A 10,955-nucleotide genomic window follows, 5' to 3' on the forward strand; every position below is an offset into this window, starting at 1 on the left:
GCGCGAGGCTTCGGACCGCCGGTCCCCGGCCTTCGCCGGGGCAGGCTATTCTGATTTCGTCTCCGGCGCAGCGCTGTTGCGCTGCGCCGGTGCGAAATCAGAAATCCATGCCGCCCATGCCGCCCATGCCGGCGCCGCCCATCGGCATGGCCGGCTTGTCTTCCGGCACTTCCGCGATGGTGGCTTCGGTGGTGATCAGCAGGCCCGCGACCGAGGCCGCGTCCTGGAGGGCGGCGCGGACGACCTTGGTCGGGTCGATCACGCCGGCCTGGACCAGGTTCTCATAGGTCTCCGTCTGGGCGTTGAAGCCGAGCGTCGGGTCGTTGCCGTCGACCAGCTTGCCGGCGACCACCGCACCGTCGTGGCCGGCGTTCTGCGCGATCTGACGGACCGGCGCCTGCAAGGCCTTCCGGATGATGTCGACGCCGCGGGTCTGGTCGTCGTTCTGGCCCTTCAGCCCTTCCAGCGCCTTGATCGCGTAGAGCAGCGCGGTGCCGCCGCCGGGGACGATGCCCTCTTCCACGGCCGCACGGGTCGCGTGGAGAGCGTCGTCGACGCGGTCCTTGCGCTCCTTCACCTCGACTTCGGACGCGCCGCCGACCTTGATCACCGCGACGCCGCCGGCGAGCTTCGCCAGCCGCTCCTGCAGCTTTTCACGGTCATAGTCGGACGTGGTGACCTCGATCTGCTGACGGATCGCCTCGGTGCGGCCCTTGATGGCATCCGCTTCGCCGGCGCCGTCGACGATCGTGGTGTTGTCCTTGTCGATGGTGACGCGCTTGGCCTGGCCGAGCATGCCGACGGTCACGTTCTCCAGCTTGATGCCCAGATCTTCCGAGATCATCTCGCCCTTGGTCAGGATCGCGATGTCTTCCAGCATCGCCTTGCGGCGATCGCCGAAGCCCGGCGCCTTGACCGCCGCGACCTTCAGGCCGCCGCGCAGCTTGTTGACGACCAGCGTCGCCAGCGCCTCGCCCTCGATGTCCTCGGCGATGATCAGCAGCGGACGGCCGCTCTGCACGACCGCTTCGAGGATCGGCAGCATCGCCTGCAGGTTGGAGAGCTTCTTCTCGTGGATCAGGATGTAGGGGTCGGCGAGCTCGACCTGCATCTTTTCCGGGTTGGTGATGAAATAGGGCGAGAGGTAGCCGCGGTCGAACTGCATGCCCTCGACGACGTCGAGCTCGAACTCGAGGCCCTTGGCCTCCTCGACGGTGATCACGCCTTCCTTGCCGACCTTTTCCATCGCCTCGGCGATCTTCTCGCCGACTTCGGTGTCGCCATTGGCCGAGATGATGCCGACCTGGGCGATCTCGTTATTGCCGCTGACCGGCTTCGAGCGGGCCTTCAGGTCCTCGACCACCTTGGCGGTGGCGAGATCGATGCCGCGCTTCAGGTCCATCGGGTTCATGCCGGCCGCGACCGACTTCATGCCCTCGCGCACGATCGCCTGGGCGAGCACGGTCGCGGTGGTGGTGCCGTCGCCGGCCAGGTCGTTGGTCTTCGACGCGACCTCGCGCAGCATCTGCGCGCCCATGTTCTCGAACTTGTCCTTGAGCTCGATTTCCTTGGCGACGGTCACGCCGTCCTTGGTGATGCGCGGGGCACCGAACGACTTGTCGATGACGACGTTGCGGCCCTTGGGGCCGAGGGTCACCTTCACCGCGTCGGCGAGGATGTCCACGCCGCGCAGGATGCGCTCACGCGCGTCGCGGGCAAAACGGACGTCTTTGGCTGCCATGTGATTGATCCTTCTATTCCGTGCTCCTGCGAAAGCAGGAGCCTAGCTAATCAGAGACTCTGGGCTCCTGCCTTCGCAGGAGCACATCCGCAGGAAATCAGCCGACGATCCCGAGGATGTCGCTTTCCTTCATGATGATCAGGTCTTCGCCGTTGACCTTGACCTCGGTGCCCGACCATTTGCCGAACAGGATGCGGTCGCCGGCCTTGACGTCCAGCGGGGTCACCTTGCCGTCTTCGGACTTGGCGCCCGAGCCGGCCGCGACCACCTCGCCCTCCTGGGGCTTTTCCTTGGCGGTATCGGGGATGATGATGCCGCCGGCCGTCTTTTCCTCGGCCTCGACACGGCGAACCAGCACGCGATCGTGCAGCGGACGAAAGTTCATCTGGGATTTCCCTCCAATTCATGACTGTTGGCACTCCGCCGAAGCGAGTGCCAGCGCGGGGCATATGTGGCGCGGTTCAGGGACCGTCAAGGCGGGTCTGTGACGAAATTTCGCAAGGCGTGCGGCGGCAGGGGCAGGCCGAACGCGGCGGCTTGCAAACCGGCCCGCGCAGCCTGAAAAGCCGGGCTGAAACAGATAGGCGAAGCTCATGCGATTTCTGGCCGGATTCTGGCGGCTGCTCGTCGGCATCAAGGACGCGCTTGTCCTCATCTTCATGCTGCTGTTCTTCGGCGCGCTGCACGCCGCGCTGACCTACAACCCCAACCGGCCGGTCGGGTCGGGCGCGCTGCTGCTGGACCTGAATGGCACGATCGTCGAGCAGCCGGCCGAGCGCGGCCCGTTCGACTCGCTGACCGCCGGCGGCGCCGCGGTCGTGCGCGAGCATCGGTTGCGCGACGTGGTGCGGGCGCTCGATGCGGCACGCACCGACGGCGACATCAAGGCAGTGGTGCTGGACCTGGACCGGTTCCTGGGCGGCGGCGAAGTCGCGCTGGAGACGGTCGGCGACGCGATCGACCGGGTGAAGAAGGCCGGCAAGCCGGTCTTCGCCTATGCGACCGGCTATACCGACGACTCCTACCTGCTCGCCGCCCATGCCAGCGAAGTGTGGATGAGCCCGATGGGCGGCGCCGCGTTCGCCGGGCCGGGCGGATCGCGGCTCTATTACAAGGGGCTGCTCGACAAATTGGGCGTCAATGCGCACGTCTACCGCGTCGGCGCGTTCAAGTCGGCGGTCGAGCCTTACATCCGCAAAGACCAGTCGCCCGAGGCGCGGCGGGCGAACGAAGCGCTGGCCGCGGCCCTGTGGGAGGGCTGGCAGGCGAACGTCGCCCGCGCACGGCCCAAGGCGAAGCTGGCCGAGGCGGTCGCGAACCCGGCGGGGAACGGCAACCTGTCGCAGGCGGCGCTCGGCTATGGGCTGGTCGACAAGCTAGGCGAGCGGGCGGCGTTCGCGGACCGGGTCGCGCAGGTCGCGGGCAAGGACGACAAGAGCGGCAGCTTCAAGACCGTGCGGCTGGAGGACTGGGTCGCGGCCAACCCGCTCCGCTATGACGGCGGCGATATCGGCATCGTGACCGTCGCCGGCACGATCGAGGACGGCTTTTCCGGGCCCGGCTCCGCCGGCGGCGACACGATCGCGCGCGCGATCCGCAAGGCGGTCGCGGAGGGCGACGTGAAGGCGCTGGTGGTGCGGATCGATTCGCCGGGCGGATCGGCGCTCGCCTCCGAACGCATCCGGTCGGCGCTGCTGGAAGCCAAGGCCAAGGGGCTGCCCATCGTGGTGTCGATGGGGTCGGTCGCGGCGTCGGGCGGCTATTGGGTCGCGACCGCGGGCGACCGCATCTTCGCCGAGCCGACCACGATCACCGGATCGATCGGCGTGTTCGGCGTGCTGCCGACCTTCGAGGAATCGCTCGCCAAGATCGGTATCACCACCGACGGCGTGAAGACGACGCCGCTTTCCGGCCAGCCCGACCTGTTCGGCGGCACCACCGAAGCGTTCGACCGGCTCGCCCAGACCGGCGTCGAGGATATTTACGGGCGCTTCGTCGCGCTGGTCGCGCAGTCGCGCAACCTGCCGCCGGCGCGAGTGAACGAGATCGGCCAGGGCCGGGTGTGGGACGGCGGCAGCGCGCGGCAGCTGGGGCTGGTCGACGCGTTCGGCGGCCTGAGCGACGCGGTCGCCGAAGCGGCGCGGCGCGCCAAGATCGACAATCCCGAGCTCGTCTATCTGGAGAAACAGCCGAGCTGGTGGGAACAATGGGCAAGCGACTGGTCGCGCCCCGACGATGACGGCGAGCAGGACGGCACCGACATGCTGTCGCGGCTGGGCGCCAAGCAGCGCGCGCTGGCCTGGGCCGCCATCGCCGACGCGCGGACGCTGGCGACCGACGCATCGATCCAGGCGCGCTGCCTGGAATGCGGCGCGGTGCTGCCCGCGCGGACGCCGGACGCGAGCCTCGGCCGCTGGCTGCTGACTCTGCTCGCGCGATGATCGTGCGCGTCGCCCGCGCCGAGGATGCGGAGGCGATCGCCGCGATCTACGCCCCGCACGTGACCGGGGGCGTGGCCTCGTTCGAGGAACAGGCGCCCGATGCCGCGGCGATGCGGGCCCGGATCGCGAAGCTGGAGGGCCGCTTTCCGTGGCTTGTCGCAGAGGATGAGGGCCGGCTGCTCGGCTATGCCTATGCCGACCGCTTCCGCGACCGCACCGCCTATCGCTGGGCGGTTGAGACGACGGTCTACATCGCGGCAGGGGCACAGCGCCGCGGGGTCGGGCGGCTGCTCTATGCGCGGCTGCTCGATATCCTGCGCGGGCAGGGCTTCACCCAGGTGATCGCCGCGATCTCGCTGCCCAACGACGCATCGGTGAAGCTGCACGAGCTCGCCGGCTTCCGCCGTGCCGGCGTCTACCGGCAGGTGGGGTGGAAGCTCGGGCGATGGGTCGATGTCGGCCTCTGGCAGGCGGAGCTGCAGGCCCCCGGCCATCCGCCCGCCGAGCCGCGGGCGTTCCGCGAGGATGCCGAATCTAACTAGCGACTCGCAAAAATATGCTCTGAATGGGGAGCCTCACGAGAAGGAGGCTAGGATGACATATTACATCTACGAAAATTGGACGCATGACCGCGCGCGAATCCACAGGGGTGAATGCGGTATGTGCAATTTTGGGAGGGGCACCCAGGCTGCCGTTTCGGAAAGGAACGGACGCTGGCACCCTCCCTTTGAAGATCGCGAAATGGCTTTTGGGGTGGCGCGATCACTTCGTCGTTCTGACACCAAGCCATGCCCATTCTGTGCGCCGTAGCAACTACCCCTGATACGCCGGTAGTTTCAGCCCGCGCCAGATCGCGAGCGCCCGTAGCGCGAAGCCGCTGACCGCGGCGACCGGCGCGGCGATGGCGATGGGGAGACCCACCCAGCTCAAGAGCACGAACAGGGCGGCGGCGAGGGCGGCGGCAGTCACGTAGAGCTCGGGACGGAGCAGGATCGACGGCTCGGTCGCGAGCACGTCGCGGATGATGCCGCCGACACAGGCGGTGATCACGCCCATCAGCACGGCCACCACCGGGGGCACGCCATAGGCAAGCGCCTTGGCCGCGCCGAATACCGCATAGGAAGCAAGCCCGACCGCGTCGAACCAGTCGAGCGCGCGGCCGTGCCACCAGCGCTGCGGCGTCAGCCAGATCAGCGCCGCCATCGCGAGGCAGGCCGCCGCCACGCGCCAGTCGCGCACCCAGAAGACCGGCGCGTCGATCAGCAGGTCGCGCACGGTGCCGCCGCCGACGCCGGTCACCAGCGCGAAAAAGGCGAAGGTCACGAACGTCTGCCCCCGCCGCGCCGCCGCCAGCGCGCCGGACGCGGCGAACACGGCGATGCCGAACAGGTCGAACCAGGGCAGGAAAGGCGCGAGGGGGGTCATCTGTGAGTGCGCATAACCCGAGTTTTCGTTCGTTTCGAGCAGTCATCGCTCGTCCTGAGCGGAGCGCGCAGCGCGTAGTCGAAGGGCGCGAGCTCGGAGCAGCGCCCCTCGACTTCGCTCGGGACGAGCGGGCCTGCATACGCGCTACGAGCCGAATTTCTCGACGCACTGGTCGAGCACGACCGTGGGCGGGCCGAGCGTTGCGACCCTGGCGAGCGCCTTCGCGCGCGCCGCGTTGGCTTCGGCCTGGTCCAGCCCGCGCGCCTTCAGCGTCGCGCCCATCCTGTTGTCGAGCTTGCGCTCCATCGCGTCATAGGCGCGGATGCGGTCGATGAAGTTGTTTTCCTGGGAACGGAGCGCCGTGGTGATGAAGTCGGACAGATCGTGGCAGCCGGCCTGCACCGTCAGCGTATCCGACGGGAGCGTCACGCTTTCGACCGGCTTCGTTGCGGGATAGGCGTCGGCGCACTGACCGATCAGCGGCTCCCATTTGCCGCCGGTCACCTTGTCGCCGAGCAGCGGCATCGCGTTCACCACCGCGGCCGAACGCGTGCGATCGAAGCTGCCGCCTTCGGAACCCTCGATCAGCGCATAATGGAGGATATGCCCCTGCTGCTCGATCGTCAGCTTCGCATCGACGCTGCCGAGCGAGCGCCGCGCATCCGCCGCCGCGACCACGCCGCACGTCGCCGCGCGCCGGATCGGATCGTCGGGCAGGCCCGCCTGCTTCTTGCCGCAGGCAGCCAGAGCCAAAGGCAGCATGATCCAGGCGGCACGCATCGTCTCTCCTCCGTAACGAGAGCGAGACGGATGAGGGGGCGGAGGGTTCCCTGAAGCGCCGCGGGCAAAGCCCGCGTCGTCGGTCGCGGCTTGCGGCCGCGCCGGCCGGTCTAGCCTAGTGCGCTCGCGATTAGCTCCGCTAATCGCCTCGCCGGCTAGACGTGGATCGGCTTCCCGGTCACCGCCATCGCCGCCTCCTTCAGCGCCTCGCTGTGGGTCGGGTGGGCGTGGCAGGTGTAGGCGATGTCTTCGGATGTGGCGCCGAACTCCATCGCCTGGGCGGCCTGGGCGATCATCGTGCCGGCGACGCTGGCGATCATCCAGACGCCGAGCACGCGGTCGGTGTTCGCGTCCGCCACGACCTTCACGAAGCCGTCCGGTTCGTGATTGGTCTTGGCGCGGCTGTTGGCGAGCATCGGGAATTTGCCGGTCTTCACCGCGCCCCGCTCCTTCGCCTGCTCCTCGGTCAGGCCGACACCGGCGATCTCGGGCCAGGTATAGACGACCGACGGGATCACGTCGTGATTCACGATGCCGGTCTGGCCGGCGATGTTCTCGGCAACCGCGATGCCCTCGTCCTCGGCCTTGTGGGCGAGCATCGGGCCGGGGACGACGTCGCCGATCGCCCAGATGCCGGCGACCGACGTGCGGAAATCATGGTCGGTCTCGATCTGGCCGCGCTGGTTCGTCTTCAGGCCCGCGGCTTCGAGGTTCAGCCCTTCGGTGTTGGGCCGCCGGCCGATCGAGACCAGCACCGCGTCGGCCTCGATCGTCTCCGACACGCCACCCGCAGCCGGCTCGACGGCCAGCGTCGCCTTCTTGCCCTTGACGGTCGCGCCTGTGACCTTGGTCGAGAGCTTGAACTCGAAGCCTTGCTTCTTGAAGATCTTGTTCGCTTCCTTGCGGACCTCGCCGTCGAAGCCGGGCAGGATCTGGTCGAGGAATTCGACGCAGGTGACCTTGGCGCCCAGCCGCCGCCAGACCGAGCCGAGCTCCAGCCCGATCACACCGCCGCCGATCACGACCAGGTGCTCGGGCACTTTCGCCAGCTCCAGCGCGCCGGTGGAATCGACGATCACGCCCTTTTCATTGTCGACCTCGACGCCCGGCAGCGGCGTCACCGACGATCCGGTGGCGATGACGATGTTCTTCGCCCGCACCTCGCGGTCGCCGACCTTGACGCTGTCCTTGCCGGTAAAGGCGGCGCGGCCCTTCAGCCATTCGACCTTGTTCTTCTTGAACAGGAACTCGATGCCGCCGGTCAGCTGCTTGACCGCGTCCTTGCGCTGGCCGTGCATGGTGTCGAGGTCGAGCTCGGGCTTCACCTTGATGCCGAGCTTCGCGAACGCGCCGTTCGCCGCCTGGTCGAAATATTCGGACGCGTGCAGCATCGCCTTGGACGGGATGCAGCCGACGTTGAGGCAAGTGCCGCCCAGCGTCTCGCGGCTTTCCGCGCACGCCGTCTTCAGCCCCAGCTGCGCGGCGCGGATGGCGGCGACATAGCCGCCGGGCCCGGCGCCGATCACGAGTACGTCGAAATCAAAGTCAGCCATATTCAGCTCCAACGTACCCCTGCGAAAGCAGGGGTCCAGTGCGGGGCCCGATCGCTTGCGACCCTGGGCTCCTGCTTTCGCAGGAGCACTAAAGGGGTTCGGCGATACTGGGCCACAAATCTTTCCATAGCGGGTTGTCGCGCTCGATCAGTTCGATTTTCCACGCCCGCTTCCATTTCTTCATCTGCAGCTCGCGAAGGCGGGCCGCATCCAGATCCTCATATGCTTCGTACCAAACGAGCAGCTTGCACCCGTATTTTTTCGTGAAACCTTCGATCTGTCCGGCTCGGTGCTGATAAACCCGTCCGGCGAGGTTGCTGGTGACTCCGATGTAGAGCGTCCCGTTCCGCCTGCTGGCCATGATATACACGCAACCGGACTTGTTCAGGGCCTTCCCTCCTTGTGCTCCTGCGAAAGCAGGAGCCTATGTTCGCGTCCCAACGGGCCCCTGCTTTCGCAGGGGCTCTACAGATCGATCAGCAATCGCGTCGGGTCCTCGATCGCGTTCTTCAGGGCGACGAGGAACGTGACTGCCTCGCGGCCGTCGACGAGGCGGTGGTCGTAGCTCAAGGCGAGGTACATCATCGGGCGGATGACGATCTGGCCGTCGCGGACGACCGGGCGTTCCTCGATGCGGTGCAGGCCGAGCACCGCCGACTGCGGCGGGTTGATGATCGGGGTGGAGAGCAGCGAGCCGAACACGCCGCCGTTCGAGATGGTGAAGGTGCCGCCGCGCATTTCCTCCATCTTCAGCGTGCCGTCCTTGGCGCGCTTGCCGAAATCGGCGATCTGCTTCTCGATGCCGGCGACCGACAGATCCTGCGCGTCGCGGACCACCGGCACGACCAGGCCGTTCGGCGCGGAAACCGCGACCGAGACGTCGACATAGTCGCGATAGACGATCTCATCGCCTTCGATCGAGCCGTTGACGGCGGGAATGTCGCGGAGCGCCTGGACGGCCGCTTTCACGAAAAAGCCCATGAAGCCGAGGCGGACGCCGTGCTTCTTCTCGAACAGGTCCTTGTACTTCGCGCGCGCTTCCATGACCGCGGTCATGTCGACGTCGTTGAACGTCGTCAGCATCGCGGCGGTGTTCTGCGCTTCCTTGAGGCGCGTGGCGATCGTCTGGCGCAGGCGCGTCATGCGGACGCGTTCCTCGCGGCGGCCAGACTGTGCTCCTGCGGAAGCAGGAGCCCCACTCGACGCGGGAGCCTGGGCTCCTGCTTCCGCAGGAGCGCTGGGGGTTGCGGGCTTGGACTTGGCAGCGTCGACGGCGGCCTGCACGTCTTCTTTGGTGAGCCGGCCGTCCTTGCCGGTGCCCTTGATCTGGGTCGGGTCGAGGCCGTGCTCCAGCACCATGCGGCGGACCGAGGGCGAGAGCGTCAGGTCGCCGGCCGGCTCCTCGGCCGGGGCAGGTGCGGGCGCCGGAGCAGGCGCAGCGGCCGGCGCGGGAGCGGGAGCAGCGGCAGTCGCCCCGCCCTCATCGACCGAGCCGATGACCGCGCCGACCTGCACCGTGTCGCCGACCTGCGCGGCATATTGGCCCATCACGCCGGCAACCGGCGACGGCACCTCGACCGAAACCTTGTCGGTCTCGAGGCTGGCGACGGGCTCGTCCGCCTTCACCGGATCGCCCGGCTTTTTCAGCCATTCGCCGATCGTCGCCTCGGTGATCGATTCGCCGAGTGTCGGAACCTTGATTTCGGTCGCCATTCTGTTCGTTCCCTAGCTGGCCGGCCCTTGCTTCGGGCCCTTGGTCGCAGTCGTCTTGCCGGAGCGCGTGCGCCGGATTTCCTCGCGGACATTGTGGCCGAGCGCATCGGCGATCAGCGCGCCCTGCTCGGCCATGTGGCGCTTGGCGAGGCCGGTTGCAGGCGACGCCGACGCGGCGCGGCCGGCATAGCGCGGCCGGTCCGGCTTCACGCCCGCCTCGTGCATCGCTTCCTCGATCAGCGGCTCGACGAAGAACCACGCACCGTTGTTCCGCGGCTCTTCCTGCGCCCAGACGACCTCCTTGAGGTTCGGCATGCGCTGCAACCGCGCCGTCAGCGGCTCGCCCGGGAACGGGTAGAGCTGCTCCAGCCGCACGATCGAGGTGTGCTTGTCGCCCGCCGCGTCGCGCGCCTCGATCAGGTCGTAGGCGACCTTGCCGGTGCACAGCACCAGCCGCTTCACGTCCCTGTCCGCCGGGCCCGACGGATCGGAGAGGATGCGGCGGAAATGGCTGTCGCCCAGGAAATCGTCCGCCGCCGATACCGCCATCTTGTGCCGGAGCAGCGACTTCGGCGTCATGATCACCAGCGGCTTGCGGAACGGCCGCAGCATCTGGCGCCTCAGCATGTGGAAGTAATTCGCAGGCGTGGTGCAGTTCGCGACCTGCATATTATCCTGCGCGCAGAGCTGCAGGTAACGCTCCAGCCGGGCCGAGCTATGCTCCGGCCCCTGCCCTTCATAGCCGTGGGGCAGCAGCAGCACGAGGCCGTTGGCGCGCAGCCACTTGGCCTCGCCCGCGGCGATGAACTGGTCGATCATGATCTGCGCGCCGTTGGCGAAATCGCCGAACTGCGCTTCCCACAGCACCAGGGTCTTCGGGTCGGCGCCGGCATAGCCATATTCGAAGCCGAGCACGCCATATTCGGAAAGCGGCGAGTCCAGCACCTCGAACCGCCCGTGCGGCAGCGTCGACAGCGGCACATATTTGGCCTCGGTCGCCTGGTCGACCCAGACGGCGTGGCGCTGGCTGAACGTGCCGCGGCCGGAATCCTGGCCGGACAGGCGCACGCCATAGCCTTCGGTGACGAGGCTGCCGAAGGCGAGCGCCTCGCCCGTCGCCCAGTCGAAGCCCTGGCCGGACGAGAACATCTCGCGCTTCGCGTCGAGGATACGGCCGAGCGTCTTATGGACGTTCACGCCGTCGGGGACAGTGGTCAGCGTGCGGCCGAGACTGTCGAACAATTTGCGGTCGATGCCGGTATCGACGTTGCGGCGCGCGGTCTCCGCATCGGCGGGCTTGCT

At 67.7% G+C, this 10,955-nt stretch carries 9 protein-coding genes and 1 pseudogene; 2 read left to right on the forward strand and 8 right to left on the reverse strand.

The window, feature by feature from the left end; translation table 11 throughout:
• Window positions 1-97 precede the first annotated feature (97 nt).
• On the reverse strand, window positions 98-1,741 hold the full coding sequence (groL, locus tag VFT73_RS09690) for a chaperonin GroEL (RefSeq protein ID WP_326410351.1): 1,644 nt from the start codon (window positions 1,739-1,741) through the stop codon (window positions 98-100).
• A gap of 97 nt (window positions 1,742-1,838) precedes the next feature.
• Window positions 1,839-2,126 carry a co-chaperone GroES gene (gene groES / locus VFT73_RS09695; protein WP_326410354.1) on the reverse strand — a complete coding sequence of 96 codons (288 nt, stop codon included), beginning with the start codon at window positions 2,124-2,126 and terminating at the stop codon, window positions 1,839-1,841.
• A 208-nt stretch (window positions 2,127-2,334) separates the two neighbouring features.
• On the opposite strand from groES, the gene sppA reads away from it, so the two are divergent.
• The gene (gene sppA / locus VFT73_RS09700; RefSeq protein ID WP_326410357.1) at window positions 2,335-4,182 is read left to right on the forward strand and encodes a signal peptide peptidase SppA; all 1,848 of its coding nucleotides are present in this window, start codon (window positions 2,335-2,337) and stop codon (window positions 4,180-4,182) included.
• Complete coding sequence (locus VFT73_RS09705; protein WP_326410359.1) at window positions 4,179-4,724, forward strand: arsinothricin resistance N-acetyltransferase ArsN1 family B; 546 nt, start codon at window positions 4,179-4,181, stop codon at window positions 4,722-4,724. Before sppA ends, VFT73_RS09705 begins: the two co-directional genes overlap by 4 nt.
• Before the next feature lie 271 nt (window positions 4,725-4,995).
• Here VFT73_RS09705 and VFT73_RS09710 read toward each other — a convergent pair whose 3' ends face one another.
• The 6 genes and pseudogenes from VFT73_RS09710 to sucA form a co-directional block, all read right to left on the reverse strand.
• Window positions 4,996-5,607 carry a trimeric intracellular cation channel family protein gene (locus VFT73_RS09710; protein WP_326410361.1) on the reverse strand — a complete coding sequence of 204 codons (612 nt, stop codon included), beginning with the start codon at window positions 5,605-5,607 and terminating at the stop codon, window positions 4,996-4,998.
• Window positions 5,608-5,751: 144 nt separating this feature from the next.
• Window positions 5,752-6,387, reverse strand: coding sequence for a hypothetical protein (locus VFT73_RS09715; protein ID WP_326410363.1), 636 nt, complete (start codon window positions 6,385-6,387; stop codon window positions 5,752-5,754).
• Between the two features lie 155 nt (window positions 6,388-6,542).
• Window positions 6,543-7,940 carry a dihydrolipoyl dehydrogenase gene (lpdA, locus tag VFT73_RS09720; RefSeq protein ID WP_326410365.1) on the reverse strand — a complete coding sequence of 466 codons (1,398 nt, stop codon included), beginning with the start codon at window positions 7,938-7,940 and terminating at the stop codon, window positions 6,543-6,545.
• A gap of 88 nt (window positions 7,941-8,028) precedes the next feature.
• A complete protein-coding gene (locus VFT73_RS09725; RefSeq protein WP_326410369.1) occupies window positions 8,029-8,328 on the reverse strand; it encodes a GIY-YIG nuclease family protein in 300 nt (99 codons plus the stop codon).
• A 77-nt stretch (window positions 8,329-8,405) separates the two neighbouring features.
• Window positions 8,406-9,653: a 2-oxoglutarate dehydrogenase complex dihydrolipoyllysine-residue succinyltransferase gene (gene odhB / locus VFT73_RS09730; RefSeq protein ID WP_326410367.1), complete on the reverse strand. Its 1,248-nt coding sequence runs from the start codon at window positions 9,651-9,653 to the stop codon at window positions 8,406-8,408.
• A gap of 12 nt (window positions 9,654-9,665) precedes the next feature.
• Window positions 9,666-10,955 (reverse strand): annotated as a pseudogene (gene sucA / locus VFT73_RS09735) (2-oxoglutarate dehydrogenase E1 component); the annotation flags it as partial.

The organism is Sphingomonas sp., assembly GCF_035758555.1.
Taxonomy (GTDB): domain Bacteria; phylum Pseudomonadota; class Alphaproteobacteria; order Sphingomonadales; family Sphingomonadaceae; genus Sphingomonas_B.

What these genes read in the sequence shown, in the direction of transcription:
- groL (WP_326410351.1), bottom strand. Translation starts at nt 1,741, where the DNA reads ATGGCAGCCAAAGACGTCCGTTTTGCCCGCGACGCGCGTGAGCGCATC.
- groES (WP_326410354.1), bottom strand. Translation starts at nt 2,126, where the DNA reads ATGAACTTTCGTCCGCTGCACGATCGCGTGCTGGTTCGCCGTGTCGAG.
- sppA (WP_326410357.1), top strand. Translation starts at nt 2,335, where the DNA reads ATGCGATTTCTGGCCGGATTCTGGCGGCTGCTCGTCGGCATCAAGGAC.
- VFT73_RS09705 (WP_326410359.1), top strand. Translation starts at nt 4,179, where the DNA reads ATGATCGTGCGCGTCGCCCGCGCCGAGGATGCGGAGGCGATCGCCGCG.
- VFT73_RS09710 (WP_326410361.1), bottom strand. Translation starts at nt 5,607, where the DNA reads ATGACCCCCCTCGCGCCTTTCCTGCCCTGGTTCGACCTGTTCGGCATC.
- VFT73_RS09715 (WP_326410363.1), bottom strand. Translation starts at nt 6,387, where the DNA reads ATGCGTGCCGCCTGGATCATGCTGCCTTTGGCTCTGGCTGCCTGCGGC.
- lpdA (WP_326410365.1), bottom strand. Translation starts at nt 7,940, where the DNA reads ATGGCTGACTTTGATTTCGACGTACTCGTGATCGGCGCCGGGCCCGGC.
- odhB (WP_326410367.1), bottom strand. Translation starts at nt 9,653, where the DNA reads ATGGCGACCGAAATCAAGGTTCCGACACTCGGCGAATCGATCACCGAG.